14 protein-coding genes and 1 pseudogene are annotated in these 15,070 nt (G+C 43.6%); 3 read left to right on the forward strand and 12 right to left on the reverse strand.

Annotated elements, in window-relative coordinates; all coding sequences use genetic code 11:
- Window positions 1-340: 340 nt before the first annotated feature.
- A complete protein-coding gene (locus tag AB4238_RS11070; protein ID WP_372033497.1) occupies window positions 341-925 on the forward strand; it encodes a hypothetical protein in 585 nt (194 codons plus the stop codon).
- 104 nt (window positions 926-1,029) lie between these two features.
- Here AB4238_RS11070 and AB4238_RS11075 read toward each other — a convergent pair whose 3' ends face one another.
- A complete protein-coding gene (locus AB4238_RS11075) occupies window positions 1,030-2,580 on the reverse strand; it encodes an Ig-like domain-containing protein (protein WP_372033498.1) in 1,551 nt (516 codons plus the stop codon).
- Between the two features lie 697 nt (window positions 2,581-3,277).
- Between AB4238_RS11075 and AB4238_RS11080 the strand changes: the two genes are divergently transcribed.
- Window positions 3,278-3,805: a MarR family winged helix-turn-helix transcriptional regulator gene (locus AB4238_RS11080; protein WP_372033499.1), complete on the forward strand. Its 528-nt coding sequence runs from the start codon at window positions 3,278-3,280 to the stop codon at window positions 3,803-3,805.
- Between the two features lie 95 nt (window positions 3,806-3,900).
- On the opposite strand, the gene AB4238_RS11085 is transcribed toward AB4238_RS11080, so the two are convergent.
- The 11 genes from AB4238_RS11085 to AB4238_RS11135 all read right to left on the reverse strand — a co-directional run bounded on the left by AB4238_RS11085 (window position 3,901) and on the right by AB4238_RS11135 (window position 14,463).
- Entirely contained in the window at window positions 3,901-4,467 is a 567-nt protein-coding gene (locus AB4238_RS11085; RefSeq protein ID WP_372033500.1) for a YSC84-related protein, read from the reverse strand.
- Window positions 4,468-4,623: 156 nt separating this feature from the next.
- Window positions 4,624-6,690, reverse strand: coding sequence for a prolyl oligopeptidase family serine peptidase (locus AB4238_RS11090; protein ID WP_372033501.1), 2,067 nt, complete (start codon window positions 6,688-6,690; stop codon window positions 4,624-4,626).
- Between the two features lie 107 nt (window positions 6,691-6,797).
- On the reverse strand, window positions 6,798-7,679 hold the full coding sequence (locus AB4238_RS11095) for a hypothetical protein (protein WP_372033502.1): 882 nt from the start codon (window positions 7,677-7,679) through the stop codon (window positions 6,798-6,800).
- A 132-nt stretch (window positions 7,680-7,811) separates the two neighbouring features.
- Complete coding sequence (locus AB4238_RS11100) at window positions 7,812-8,834, reverse strand: glycosyltransferase (RefSeq protein ID WP_372033503.1); 1,023 nt, start codon at window positions 8,832-8,834, stop codon at window positions 7,812-7,814.
- A 417-nt stretch (window positions 8,835-9,251) separates the two neighbouring features.
- Window positions 9,252-9,977 carry a hypothetical protein gene (locus AB4238_RS11105; RefSeq protein WP_372033504.1) on the reverse strand — a complete coding sequence of 242 codons (726 nt, stop codon included), beginning with the start codon at window positions 9,975-9,977 and terminating at the stop codon, window positions 9,252-9,254.
- A gap of 50 nt (window positions 9,978-10,027) precedes the next feature.
- Complete coding sequence (locus AB4238_RS11110) at window positions 10,028-10,354, reverse strand: hypothetical protein (protein ID WP_372033505.1); 327 nt, start codon at window positions 10,352-10,354, stop codon at window positions 10,028-10,030.
- 262 nt (window positions 10,355-10,616) lie between these two features.
- Window positions 10,617-11,066, reverse strand: a complete 450-nt coding sequence (locus tag AB4238_RS11115) for an ATP-binding protein (protein WP_372033506.1) — start codon at window positions 11,064-11,066, stop codon at window positions 10,617-10,619.
- Window positions 11,067-11,075: 9 nt separating this feature from the next.
- Window positions 11,076-12,269, reverse strand: a complete 1,194-nt coding sequence (locus tag AB4238_RS11120) for a sugar phosphate nucleotidyltransferase (RefSeq protein ID WP_372033507.1) — start codon at window positions 12,267-12,269, stop codon at window positions 11,076-11,078.
- Between the two features lie 13 nt (window positions 12,270-12,282).
- Window positions 12,283-12,621, reverse strand: a complete 339-nt coding sequence (locus AB4238_RS11125; protein WP_372033508.1) for an anti-sigma factor antagonist — start codon at window positions 12,619-12,621, stop codon at window positions 12,283-12,285.
- Window positions 12,622-12,645: 24 nt separating this feature from the next.
- Entirely contained in the window at window positions 12,646-13,851 is a 1,206-nt protein-coding gene (locus AB4238_RS11130) for a SpoIIE family protein phosphatase (RefSeq protein WP_372033509.1), read from the reverse strand.
- 216 nt (window positions 13,852-14,067) lie between these two features.
- Window positions 14,068-14,463, reverse strand: coding sequence for a nitrous oxide-stimulated promoter family protein (locus tag AB4238_RS11135; protein ID WP_372033510.1), 396 nt, complete (start codon window positions 14,461-14,463; stop codon window positions 14,068-14,070).
- A 346-nt stretch (window positions 14,464-14,809) separates the two neighbouring features.
- Here AB4238_RS11135 and AB4238_RS11140 point away from each other — a divergent pair.
- Window positions 14,810-15,070, forward strand: a pseudogene (locus AB4238_RS11140) (hypothetical protein); the annotation flags it as partial.

Genomic DNA, 15,070 nt, shown 5'->3' on the forward strand with positions numbered 1-15,070 from the left:
CTCTTAGGCATTTTAATCAAATGCTTCCAATCTGAGTTGAGAAGGTTTAGTTCATCAGCAACCAATTCCCCCTCAGCATTCTGTTTGGCTGAGGGGACTTTTATGCTCTTAAGTATTTTGAGCCAATGGTTTTCAATACAGACAGTTCCAGTTGCAAATCTAGCTAATATGCTTAACGGTTTGGAATGGCATCACGGCATTCTAGCCAGCGTAAATTAAGTATTAGTTCACCTGCGACCAATTCCCCCTCAGTATTCTATTTGGCTGAGGGGACTTTCTGCTCTTAAGCTAAAATTTATCTGTTTATGATAGGGTTAGTCACAAATCATCGGAGATAATAATGAAAACAACAAAATACTCACAAATTGCATTGTTAACGGTTGGCGCACTATCGCTACCAGCTATGGCTGTGACTTCAGAGCAGAGCGCTTTTTTCGATAATCTCGCCGCTCATTGTGGCAAAGCATTTCAAGGTACGGTGACAGCCGGTAATACTGCAGATTCCGCATTTAGTGGCAAAAAACTGATTATGCATGTGCGCGAGTGCAGTGACACTGTGCTTAAAGTGCCTTTTCATGTCGGGGATGATCACTCTCGAACTTGGGTGATCACTAAAACTCAGTATGGTCTGCATCTCGCCCATGACCATCGCCATAAAGATGGCAGTGAAGATAAAGTGACTATGTATGGTGGCATGACAGCCGATATGGGCAGCGCCACGGAGCAGTCTTTCCCGGTTGATGCATATTCAATTAATAACTTCAGAGAAAACGGCCTAGATGTGTCGATTACCAACGTATGGCATATGTACGTTAAACCTGAAGCGCTCACTTATCGGTTAACCCGAGAAGAGCGTGACTTTAGAGTCGACTTTGATCTAACCAAGCCTGTGGCACTGCCGCCTGTGCCTTGGGGCCATAAGTAGTCATACGTTAACTAACGCCAGACTTAAAACATACAAAAGCCAATTAGCGATGCTAATTGGCTTTTGTTTTGAGCTCGTTTATTGATTTAGTTTATTGATTTAGTTTATTGGTGCATTTTTTCAATGATGGCTGCACGCTCGTCATAATCATCATGACAACTGCCACAACTATCTTTAGCAACATTCCAAGGCTGTACATACATGCCGTCATCAGAGAAGTTTTCTGGACTCGCCGATGGGAACTCTAGATTAATTCTAAAGAAGTGATTGCTCTTTGGCATGTGACAAGTGGTACATTTTGCCACGAATGCGTGTACTTGTAGATCTGGAGTAAAGCCTTTATCGCCATGACAGTCGGTACACTGTTTTAGCATCGCATCTTCGTGCCCTGGCTGATCTGCATTAGCTTTTGAGCGGTGAGGGTTATGGCAAATATGGCAAGCCATTTCATGCTTTTTACCTGTCATTTCGCCAGTATTAGCATCTAAGCCTAACATTGCATCACCAGCGACTCGGCCGCCGTCAAAGTACGGAATAGTGCGGCCACCAATACTGTCGCCACCAAAGTCTTTGTTGTGCTCACTGACAAAGTCTGGGTAATGACGGTTGGTTTTCTTACTGTGACACTCTGAGCAGGTAATCGCTAAACCATAGCCCATATCTTCTTTAATGAGATCTGCGGTTAAGCGTCCTTCAGCGACTCGCGAAATATCGTCTGCGGACATAGTTTTAATATGCTTACTACCTGCGCCATGACAAGCTTCACACTGGATGCCTGGCTGATTGTAAGTACCAGCAAAACCTTTCAGACCATCTTGATGGTTAGGGTTTAGATCTGAGTCTGGCGTGTAGTCCTTCCAGCCTGTTGAGTGACATATGCCACAGTCGAATGGTTGTGAATCAGCTGGGGCGTCAGGCAGGTAACCCTGCATGTGATTGATTGAAATATCTTCGCCGTTTTGTGGCATAGACACTGCGACACCGGTTCCTGTCAGAATAAAGCCGTCTTTGTCGAGGAAGTTTGCCCAAGTATCGTAGCCGCCGATGACGTAGCTGATGTCATTCCAGTCATTAGGTGTACCAGTGCTATTGTTGACCCCATGCATAAGCTCAACCGCGCCGTCTATCGAGCTAAATGGATACTCAGGTGCTTTACCGTCGACCACTTTATTCAACTTAAAGTTATGCCCAGTTTCGAAAAAGGTGGCTTTATCTGTGTGACAACTAACACAGGTATTTGAACCTACATATTCAGCGATTTCTGGCTCAGGATTGGTGACTGTGATGGTCACTGTGGTTGAGTCAGTCGCACCATGGGGATCGGATATGGTGTAGTTAATTAGCGTTGTGCCAGCAGATCCTAGTGTGAACAATAAGTCATCATTGCTTTGGGATACAGAGCCGCTGCCATCAGTAATGACAAAGTCGACTATCTCGATAGCATCGCCATCTGGATCATAATCATTGGCGAGTACTTTGATACGAATTGGTGCGCCTTCGGCTAAAGCTGCTGCGGTATCAGGCACAGCGACTGGTGGTCTATTTTCTACGTCAGGTGAATCATCGCTACCGCAACCCACTACGGTAAGCCCCATCATCATTGTTAAGGATGCTGCTTTAAACATTCCCATCTCATCACTCTCTTTGTTATACACGCTCTCTCTTTGGATAGCGTGGGTTATGCCACGTGCGCAGTGAGTCTGTTTGTTTAACCACAAAGCCAGTCTTACTGTGCAAGTAGCGGGTCTGCTACTCAGTTGTTTACGGTTGGGCTAGGGCTGTACTTCAGTGTTTAAGCCACTTTTTCCATAACCGTTACTGTTTTAATAAGGTTTGCTTGTCGCTTTTCTCATTAGCAAAGCAGCAAGCGAGTATTTGAGACCTAGAGAATGCATCGACCGATTGTTGTGTTAAGCATCGCGCTTACTTGCACTTTAAGCATGGTTGCTAGCAGTGATCAGTTAGTTGAGGTATATGCATAATCAATTTTTACTGGTAAATCGTATCAATTACCTGGTTTTGCAAATGTGCTGCTAAAGCTGAATTCAGTTCAGGCAGTTTAAAAACGCTAAAAAATTCGCGATAAATCCAATTCACTGACTGGCTGCTGATCTCTGCCACAAATAACAGTCTGTTCATCTCTAACATAAACAGCGTTACTACCTTTCTTAAGCTTTTGATTGTTAGCTTATTTGTTCCATTACCAAATAGTGGCAACCCAGATGTTTTGACATTATCAGCCTAGCTTGCAAAGTATCTTTCCAGAAAGATACTAGATGGCGTTTATCTTTCTCGCAAGATATAATGGTGATCAATGAATAAAAGTGAGAGGTAGAACAAGTGGAAAAGTGCATGGAAGACATTTTGCAACAGAATGACGCGAATTGGCCTGAGTGTGCAGCAACCTCATACCCAGCTTTATTGCGATTGACGCAAGTAAACAATATTTTTATTCAGATAATTAAAGAGTGTGTCGAGTCTTACGGATTACAAAGTTCAGATTTCAATCTGTTGTCCAGTTTGCGCCGTAACCCATCGCCGCACTTGCTGTCGCCGACAGAGCTGTATCAAAGCATGTTATTCAGCTCGGGCGGGCTGACAAAAGTACTGACTCGATTGGAAAAAGAAGCGTTAATTGAACGCTGTGAAAACCCGGATGATAAACGCAGCAAGTTAGTTAAGTTGTCGCAAAAAGGTAAGCTGTTGGTGGAGGAGATCATGCCTGTACTGCATCAGCGGGAAAAAAAGATGGTTGCCGCGCTAAGTTCTGAAGATTTAACTCAACTAGATGGCTTGATGCAAAGGATTACGCAAAGCATGAACAGCGATGGTGAAACTTATCCCACAAGAATTCAGTTTATGGGGGCGAGTAAAAACTGATAGCACCTACTGGGTTTAGGCGTTAAATATTAAAAAGCCTACAGCTTGTAATGAGCGGCAGGCTTTTGGATTAGAATATTACTCAGCTTTATTGGCTATTTCTCTTCAAAAGTAAAAGATTGTCCTGCTAGTGCTGCTTCAAACATCAATCCACCTTTGGCTACAGTAAAGACTGCCATACCATTTATATATGCTGCTGTAGCGGCTTTTTTCCCCGCTCCTGCTGAGTTGCCAGTTGTACCAGCTTGCGCATTCGCGCCTATATTGATGGCAACGGCTGATGCTTGCGCGCCAAACTCAAAACTACCACTGGTAAAGTCTTTGTAAGCGGATTCATCTTTAAAGAAGATTATCTCACTATAGGCTTGGCCACCAAGTTGAAAGCCAAAAGACACTTGGGTCAAACTGGTGTCGCCCTTATAGTTACCGGCTTGGTAAACACGGCCTTTGCCATACGCGGCTCCTATGCCTATTCCGCCTTTACCTACGGTTGGAAAAAGTGCGTAACCATAGGCTGTATCGAAGAATTTCTGGGTTTGATTTGCTTGCTGGAAAGTACTCTTGGCTTGGCTATAACCATCTTCTGCTAATGCTTGTGGTGCTATTAACATGCTGGCGACTAGAAAAATGCTGCTGGAGATGCGTTTGATTAAGCTCGTCATAAAACTATCCTTATCTAGCAAACTACAAATGAGTATAAACACTAGCATACCCATTCTGAACCGAAAATGAATGGCTTTTTGTATCGATTTCTATCTCATTAAAAAGACAAAATAAAAGCGCCTAATGAGGCGCTTTTATTGATGTCGCAGACAAGCTTATTCGGCAGGCTTACCTAAAACATAATGTTCGAACCATTTCTGATCCCATTCCATTTTTGCTTTACGGTGCTGATACTTGCTCAAGCCATGACCTTCACCTGGGTAAACCACAAGCTCGACAGGTACGTCTAAGTAATGCTTAAGTGCACGATAAAGACCCTGTGCGTGCCCGAGTGGTACGCGTTGATCGCCTTCACCAATGTGGATAAGCGTTGGTGTTTTGATTTTGTCAGCGTGGCTGAGTGAAGAGCCATGGGTGTAAGCGTCAGGTTTTTCCCAAGGTAGGCCTTCCATAAAGTTAACCACATGACCGGGAGTATCTTCTAGCATCCACTGTAAACGTTGATCAAACACACCTGCGCCTGAGCTTGCAGCTTTAAAGCGTTCAGTAGTGCTGATCAATGCGTTAGTTAGGTAACCACCATTACTCCAACCCATCACTGCCATTTTGTCACCATCGACAATGCCATCAGCTATCAGCTGATCAACACCAGCAATAATATCGTTAACTTCGATATCGTGCTCACGCCCGACAAGATCGGTTAAGAACTTATCACCATAGCCGGTAGAGCCGCGGTAGTTTGGTGATAACAATGCCCAGCCTTTAGCGGTAAATGTAGAGCGACCGTAAGAACGGTGCTGCAGTGCATAAGGTGTTGCCGATGTTGGACCGCCATGGATTTGCACGATCAATGGCAATGGACCATCTTCTTTCTTATAGTCTGCTGGTAGGTCTAAGATCCCTTCAACCGTTGAGCCATCGGGAGCTGTCCATTTAACGACTGACACTTGAGGTAGTTTCCAGCTATCAACTTGCGGATTAACATTACTTAAACGCTGGGGTTTAGCACGGCTGCTGTTAGCATCGGCAATAAACATATCGTAGAAGTGGTTTAAACCGTTATGACTGAAGGCGACAGACTTACCATTTTGGCTAAAGCTATAACTACCTATAACCATATCGCCCGGGATCACGGTGCGAGTATCACCTTGTTCGCCGTCATCAATTTCGGTACAGAATAGTTTTACTCGAGCATGATCGGCACCGCGGTAACAGATTTCATCACTATTTGGACGCCAAGTGAGATCGCTTGCCGTGAGAGTGACCAGATCTGGGCGTGAAACTTCAAGTGAGGGCTTATCGGTTGCTTTGGTGTTACTAATAAATAGCTTACCTGGGTGGCCGTCAAAGTCGATTCTAAATGCCAGTTCGGTGTTATTTTCTTGCCAAGCTAAACCGAGTAACCAACCGTAAGGTGAGGGGGCTTGTTCACGCCATTGTTCATCAGCTAATACATCATTTTGTTTGGTTTTAGTGTTGAAAACTTCAACGTCAGACCAGCCTTCTAGGAAAACTAGTTCGTTATCGCTGGTGGTGATACGGGCAATTTTGCTGCCGTCATTGTTTACTTTAAATTCCCAAACAACTTTGTCATCGTCGAGCAGTAATTGCTGTTTAAAGTGCTCTAGGTCGAGCTGATATAGCGGGTTGGTTTTACGTTCACCATGGCCATATTTGGGTGCACTATGGTTGGCGCGCATTGATGCCCATTCGTCGGTATCTGTTACAGTTTTATTGGCTAGAAAGTATAAGCTTTTACCGTCGTGGCTTAGCTCGAAGCTGCTGACGCCCTCTTTCTCTTTGGTCATCGGTTGGCTATCGCCATTGTTCACCGAAATACGAAATACTTGAGTTTTGCCGTTATAAGGTGCTTTAGCATCAGGTTGCTTTACTTTTCCTAAATAGTAAACGTACTCACCATTTGGGCTCCATTGTGGGCTTGATTCACTCTCGTTGGTGAAGGTCAGTCGTTTGGTTTGACGAGACTTAGTATCGAGAAGCCACAGATCGCGCTGGCTTTTATCAAGCTCTTTATCCCAGCGAGACTCAAGCCACACGGCTTTTTTCCCATTCGGGCTGAGCGTGACTGCACTCATGCCGCCAATATCGAAAAAGTCATCGATGATGATGTCGTGAGTTCTTTCTGCAGCAACTGACATACTACTACCTAGCAAAGCTGTCATTGCGGTGGCAATTAGAGTGAGCTTGTTTAATTTGTTCATGTTTTTCTACCCTTCACGGTCTTTCTGTATTTTTTATAATGAAATTGACCTGAGTACACTATCGCAATTAGGGGAGTAAAATCCACGACATAAGCTTAGTAACAACATTATTTTTTTTCGTCTTGCATCAGTTTTTGTAAGTAAGCAAGCTCTTCAGAGCTGAGTAGTTGCTGGCAGGCTTTCATGGGTGGTTTTTCTGCAGGACGGGTTAACTTTCCTCGTAAAAATGCGGCATAGGTGATCTGTTTTAAGCCGTAGATCGCTAATACATAGACGGTTAGTAATAGTACTAATTTAGTTGCTGCATGGTTTACACCGCTTAATGGTTCGCCAAAATAGAGTGGCAGCATTATGAGTACGGCTCTTATTATCCAGTTGCTCATTAGGGCTAATGTCAGTACCAGTAGCCATCTGAACTTGATATCTTTTAAGCTTTCTTGATGTAGCCGAGAGGTCCTACCTGGGTAGCGACTTAACATTCGCAAGATAAAGTAAAAATACAGTGCTGTTTGGACAAACAATATGCCAGGCAGCATAGCGCTAAGCAGATTCAGGTGGTTCAAAGCGGGCGTAATATTCAAGGGAATATCCGGAAAAATATCTTGCTGTGAAGCCCTATAAATTGTTGCGGCAATAACGGTTAGTGTGACAACTAGAGCAGGGTAAAAGTGCGGCGAAAAACCAATGGCTTCTCTTGTGTTATGCAAACTTCGATAACAGTACAAATACAGCAGTGGCATTAACAGGAAATAGACGGGAATGATGAGCAGGTAGATAAAATGTATTGGCGCTGGGACATTCTCTTTAGTGAGTAAGCCAGTAAAAAAATACAGTACCATTAGGCTAAAGATACTGCCTAATATTTTATGGTTACCGTTTTTCTCATGGTATATATAACGGATATATAAACCTAAGCCTAGGCAGTGAAGACCACCAAGCAAAGAGAGCCACCAGTATCCTTGCGTTATAAAGTCGCTAAATTCATTCATATTGTTGTTACTTCATACTATTAAGCTATGAGTTGCAAGCTCGTTGTCTGTAAATAGAGAGTTGCTAGTTGACAGCTTCATATGAAATTGTAGTCGGTGATCCTTGATTAATCACTGACGGGTTAGGTGGGGCTACATAGGCCCTTGCGCTATTGATGCAGACTCAGCTGCTGAATCGATAAAGGCAAAAGGAACTGTGGCAATTTGCTGTTGCTGTTGCATTGCAGCCAAAATCCAGTCGGTATCGAAAGAGAAGTCGAATACGCTAGGTTTTGCGAGGATTGGAAGTAGCGCTTCACGGCTAAACAGCTTGTAAGCTGCTTGAGTATCATGAATACCTTGCGAAAAAATGGCTGAGCCGACCATTCTTTGCATATGTCTAAGGCTTTTAATTCCGCCCCCCCAACGCTGCTCTTGTTTGACTAAAATGGACTGCGGGTCTTTACGGTTGCCCAGCACAACCTGAGCGTTATTGGCGACAAAAGGGGCTAATATTAGCCCGAGTTGACCCATATGCACAGAGTTATCCGCATCGGTATAGATAACCGCATCTACGCCATCGTCTAATGCTTGCATGCAGCCATGAATAATCGCGCCGCCTTTTCTTGAATCATCTACATCATTGAGTTGTGCTAGTGGCCCCTTAGTAGCAGTAATGCCATCTTTAAGGTTGAGCACCGTTATTTTTTCTGGCTGAGAGCTTATACTGGCTATGCGGTTGGCGATATCGAAACTGTTGTGAGGGCAGCCATCGTCAACAGGGTAAAGGTGCCAACTAATCTTAGTGCCTTTACATGCCCAAGTAAGTTGCGTGACCTTGGTTAGTAAAGAGTTCTCTCCATTTGGATTGGAGGGGATTTTTTCTAGTAAACGGTGATGTTCGCCCCACATCGCAAAGACAACACCAATGGAGATAGGTTTTGTGATCTGCTTTAAGTATTTACGAGATTGCACTAATTTGACGGCTAACTTAAATGCCAGTGGGCAATCTTCTTGCTGTGCTAATGCGGCGAGTTGTGCTGGTGAGGTCTGTTTTAGATCGAGTAAAGAGTCCGCCAATTCAAGGAGACAAATCTGATGTGTGGATTCAGTGAGATCAAATTGATCGCTGGCAGAGCGATAGATTTGTTGGAGATCTTCTTTATGCATTTTCATAATGAATCCTTTCATTCATTGATTCTTTCTGAGTGCTCTGCAGTTAATTCTGCAACGACATTAAGCTACTTTAAAATGTAGTAATAGATCCTTTAAACAGCAAGTTGAGCAACATAATTAGTTGTAGGTAATAACGAGTTACTTGTCTATATTTAGTGCATCACGCTGATTTTTTACACCGCTCAGTAGCGGTTTCTGAAGTTGTGTTTTCTGCCACTTCTTCTGTTAGCTGAACAGGTTCTATTTGCCGCTTTTGTAGCGATTCGACTTTAGTTGCTTGTGTTTGATTGATGCTGCTAATTCCCTGTGGATTAATCGCAATTGCAGTTTATTCTTCAGCAATATCTGGCGTAGGTATGACGGTTTCCTGAAGGGCTTGTGCAGATGCAGCAATTCCAGCATCGGAGGTGTTATTTATCAACGTTTCAGGCTGTTGATCTGCTTGTGCGTTAGTCGCGTCAATTGAAGAGGTTGATGGGGTTGGAGTAAACGAGGAGGGGAGTGGGAAAAGCTACTATCGTATCCCGATAGTTTCTTACCTGCCCCTTGATGTTGAGCATTTGGTGCGATAGATGGAACAGATAGGCTTACGCTATTGTTGATTTCTGCGTCATAACGATTGAGACCAAGTCTAGGTGCAGTAAAGGCAAATAGATTCAATTTTTCACCCCACAGTTGCAGTGCCGTCAGTTCTACATCAAGGTTATCGTCTATTCCGCTGGTGACATCGGTGACTTGCATGGAGACCGACAGTCGAGTGTTAGCGGTTTTTAGACGTTGATGTAGGTTTTGTTGCACTTGAGACCAATTGGTCCCGCCTGTTAATAGATAGCGGGTGCTATCAGCCCAATATTGATAGGCGATTAGGTCTTCGGATTTGTCCGCTGCAATGGCAGCGAGTGATGCGGCAAGACCTGCCGATTGCCACATCTGTTGTTGCGATACTTTCTGCGGATTACTTAATAGCAAAACACTGAGTTGATGCCAATGGGCTGCAGGTTGTGGGTAGCGTCCTTCTGCTAATAGATAGTTGCCCTTACTAAAGGGGCGTAATTCAAGGTTAAGCGCTTCAGCCTGCGCGGTTTTACCACTCGTCACTAGCCATAGTACAAGCGCCACGGCTAAATAGTGTTTATATCTCATCGAATGTCTCCACTAAGCACTTACCAATATTATTATCACTAGTGATGTACTCAACCTATGTCGGCAGCAAGTTGTGCCATCTCTGGGTAACGGCCATCATCGAGAATAAAAATTCGGGTTGCTATTTCGTGAGGGTAACGCACATTTAAGGCATCTCGAATACTAAGAGCAACTAACTCTGGTTCCTCATCGTAGGTAGGAAACATGATATCGACAGCTATGGTTCTATCATCCATGGGGTCGTTAATGCATTCATTTATCGTGGCTGGTGGGTTTTTAATCGGCTCGTCAGCGGTCTTCCATAAGTTAAAAGTAAACAGCACAGAGCCGACAAATGCACAGGACTCTGCAAAAGCCAGCGGTAGCGAAAACCACATCGCATCGTAATTGAGCGCAAATCCCCAGCGTCATACTAGATACTAGATGCCGAGCGTAATATTACAGGTCGCAAGATACTGATAAAGCAGCTCTCTTGATGCGCTATAGTTTGCAGGTTGCGGTGGAGTTCGCTTTTCAAACTCACTGAAGTAAAAGTCCATTTATCTATTCTCCGTGCACTTATCGGTTTTGACTAAGGCGCTTTTATCTTGTGGCAACCTCAAGTGGTGCCGCATAAGCTGAACAGCTATTTATATTGGTTCAGCCTGCGCTTTTTTGTAGCTTTAATGTGTTACGGTTTTGGTGTGAAAAATACTCTAATTTGTCTGATAGCTCCTGAATGATTTTCAATCCGCGCGCACTCTGTAACCAGGTGTCAGGATCGTCAACTATAGGCTCTACAAAATCAGTGCTTAATAGTTCCTCAAGTACGTCGTTTGGCATCGAATGACCAAAATCAGAGATCTCTATAATCAGGTTGTGAGCCTTGGTCAGATAGGATGTAGCTTCAAATTTGTCGCCTATATTATTGCGATAGGCATGCTCAAAAACATTATTGACGACTTCAACAAGGCAAAGCTCCATCTGCCCTATAATCAGTTCATTAACTCCCAGGCTATTCCAGTAAGGCACAATGTCTTCCGCGACCTCTCTAGATGCCTCTAAGCTACTGAGGTACTCTTTGTGAAACGTCCTTGTGTTCACGTCCATAAGCTGACCTTATTTCACCTGTTGGAGCGGCACAGGTTCAGCCGTCGGGGTTCGCAGTGTGTTATAGATATCGTTGATACTGGCTTGCCCTATTAAAGTGCGGGACACATTGCGATTTTTCAGAATATGCACATTTTGACAATCGGCCAACAATTGGGTGTAACCATCGTGCCCTAACAGGTAATCACCAAACAGGGTTTTGTTAACTATGTAGGCATCATTAGCCAAGTGGATGTAATCGCAGATGAGGGTATTGCTGACAAGGCTCTTAGCATCGACTTTACAATTAGCCCCCACAACCGCAGGGCCTATGATGGTCGCACCATTTTGAATTTCGCAGCCACTGCTAATGATCACTGGTGGAGTGATCTTACATTTAGAGATATCAATTTGGGTATTGATACCGACCCAAATGCCGGGTGCTAGCTGGGTGCCAGGGAGCGGATAGCCCTTAACTTTGCCATTCAATATGTCGCTAGTCACTTCCCAGACATCTTTAACTTTGCCAACATCTAGCCATTGGAAATCCATATTAACGGCATAGAAATGTGCTTTCCTTGCAACTAAAAGTGGAAATAGGTCGCTACCAATATCGAATTCGGTGTTTTTTGGAATAAAGTCAAATATGGCAGGCTCGAAAATATAGATGCCAGTATTGATCTTGTTGGATAACGCCTCTGACTCTAGTGGTTTCTCTTGAAAGCTAACCACTTGTTCATACTTATCTGTAACCACAACGCCGTATTTGTTCACTTCAGAAGAGGGCACCACGCGAGTGATAACCGTAGCGATGCCACCGTGCTTCTTGTGATGCTCGACAGCTTCTTTTAGATCAAGGTCGATCCAAGCATCGCCGCAAACTACCACAAAGGTTTCGTCGAAAAAACCTGAGAAATCTTGTACTTTTCTCATGCCGCCAGCTGAACCTAATGCTTGGCTAACAAGTTTTCCATTTACCTCTTTGGCTTCATTTGAATAGGAAAGCTGCACATTGAAATGATGACCATCACCAAAATAGTTTTCGATAATTTCCGCTAAGTGGCTGGTGTTGATCACTATTTTGTCTATGCCACTTTTGGCAAATAGCTGGATCATCGATTCCATTACAGGTTTCCCCAAAATAGGCACCATTGGTTTTGGAATTGCGTAAGATATCGGCTTAATACGTGTGGCTTTCCCTGCAGCTAAGATCATTCCTTTCATAACATCTACCTCTTTAAGCGGTTGGAGCCAGTGCATCTTCAATTGTTGGGTGGCTGAGAATTAGTTTGTCCATGCGGGTTAGTTTGAGCAGATCCGTGACGGGCTTTTGTGGGTTAGCAATGCTTATTTTAGTATTGCGCAGCATTTTATAAGCGCCCATTACTGCACCGAGTCCACAGCTATCCATAAAGCGTACTTGTCCTAAATCTAGTACTAAGTGTAAGTGGTCACGAATATTGCCTTTGACTTGCTCTAGTTGCTCTCTAAATGCAGGAGCTAGCTTGGCATCAAAGCGACCTTCATTGATTTGAACTATGGTGTACTGGCCTTTTTCTATAATATCGAATTGCATAGTATTTCCTCTCTATTCGCCTTGTCACTCAAGGGCAATCAGGCTGATATCATCATCGAACTGTGTTATGCCAGTCCAAGCTTTAACGGCTTGGACGATACTGTCGGTTTGCTGATCTCTTGGTTTACTGCTTTGGGTTAGAGCAAGTTGCTTCAAGCCCACTTCTGAGTATTGGTTCTTCTGTTGATCTTCGGCTTCTGTAATACCGTCGGAATATAGGAATACGCGATCATCTGGCTTAAGTTGTACTTGCTCTGTTTTATACTCTGCAAAGTCAAACATGCCAGCGACAAAGCTATCTTGCTCAATGAAGGCACTATTATTGTTTGATTTTTGCAGCCAAATCATCGGTGGGTGGCCAGCAAAAGCATAAGTAAGTAAACCCGTTTTGGTATTTAAAACTGCATACACCATAGTGAAATACAGGTTGTTTTGATCTTGGCTGATATAGTTTTGGTTGAGGTGGGAGATGACTTCACTAGGTTCGATGAGGCTATAAAAGGGATCAGTATCCTTCTTGCGTTTGACATTGGAGGTGGTGCCAGAGTTTGAGCTGATACTTTGCTGAACTGAAAGTGACATAAGCGCCGAGGCAACACCATGCCCAGCGACATCAAACAGATAAACGGTTATGTGCTCTTCATCGAGTTGCATACAGCCCAGCATGTCACCACCAATTTGTGCGCTGGGAATATGAGTGTAATTAATCTCAACGCCTTTAAAGCTCGTTTGATTCGGGAGCATGCGCTGGATAAGTTCACTGGCGGATTCTAAATCTTGCCTAATGGTGGCGTAGGCACGATCGAGTTCGATATTTTTAGCCACCAGCTGATTGTGTAACTCAAGTGTTCTAAAGCCAGCTTTTAGTCTGGCATCAAGTTCATTGATATTGGTATCTTTTGCGACAAAATCATTTGCGCCAGCATTGATACCTTCCACTATTGACTCTTTGTCATCTCGGCCAGAAAGTAGAACGAAGAAGATGTAGCGGCCATACTCGGGAGGTTTTAGCTGGTAACAGAGTTCGATGCCGTTTAGTTCTGGCATCATCCAGTCGCTAAGAACAAGCTGGATATTAGGGTGCGATTCAAGCTGAGAAAGTGCATCTAAGCCGTGCTTAGCCGTGACGACTCGATACCCACGCGAAGACAACATCTGCGACATCATCAACAACATGACCTTATTGTCTTCTACGAGCAGGATCTCTTTAGTCAAAGCTGCAGCCTCCATGCTGATTGTTCCCAGCGTGCAAAATTAATATTGCAGTGCTGTTCAAATAAGTCCGTTTACTTTCCGAAAGTCTAGTAGCGAATCTTAGATACGACAAGAAAGTGCATGACACTATTTGGCTGTATCGTGCGCTTAAGGAGGTTTTCTAAATATAATGAGTTAGATATAGATGTTGGCTGCAGCCTTAAGAGTTAGTTAAAGCTGCGGGTAGTAGGGCTAGTTTTCAGATTTTACTTTAATTCGAAGGTGTCTATTTGAAGATTCTGCGGGTGGCTTGCCAGGTGCATCTTTGCGCTCTGACAGTAAATGTCTAATTGCCATTATAGGATGTGGTAGTAACATTCTAGGTCCTGCGAAGATCATTATCTCGCGAGCTTTTTGTTTCATATGCGGTTTGTAACAATGTACTGGGCACTTATTACAGGTTGGCTTGTCTTGTCCGTAAGGGCAGCGATCTAGGCGCGTATGAGCATATTCTTTGAATGCTTGGCAGTCCTGGCAAACGCCCTCACCAATGCTTTTATGGTGTGCTTTGCAATAGATATCAACCATTGCAGAGATGGTTTTAAACTCGCTAAGTAATTTGCCCGTTAAAAGTTGTTCAAAAGCCATGTTATACCTTAGTAAGCTACTGGGTTATTACCATCATAAAACCCAACTAAGCGACAAACAAAATTCATGTATTAAAGTTTGAAGGTGCGCACAAAATAGTGCTTTTAAGCTCGCTTTTATGCAAGCTTTCTATTTTATCGGTGACCTATTTCAGCTGAATTCAGTCGCCTTTTTGGCTAAATTGGCCGATATAGTGCACTATTTTTGATACCCGATTAAAAAATAGGTATAAACACTTGATTTTAAGAAAGAGAATAGATTAATAATAACGTTCTATTTTCGTGCAATTTTACATGCTTAAACAGACTCGCAGATTGAGTCTCTGGCCAACCACTGGTGGAACACAATGAAAATTATTGCCATTATTTTGCTTATCTTAATTGGCGTTTATCTCTATAAGCGTACTCAACGATTAGCAAATGAAGAACAAGAACAAAAAGCTCAGCAGGAAGAGGCTGCCAAAGAGGCACTAGAAGCTGAAGTAAAAGATATTACTCCAACAGCAGATAGCGACGTGTCAACGGCTCCAGATGAAGGTGTGAGTTTTGATAAAAAGCTGGATATTGAAGGAGAAGTGCTTGAAATCATGCCAGAGCCAGAGCCAGAG

It is taken from the genome of Shewanella sp. 10N.286.45.A1 (assembly GCF_041470405.1).
Classification (GTDB): domain Bacteria; phylum Pseudomonadota; class Gammaproteobacteria; order Enterobacterales; family Shewanellaceae; genus Shewanella.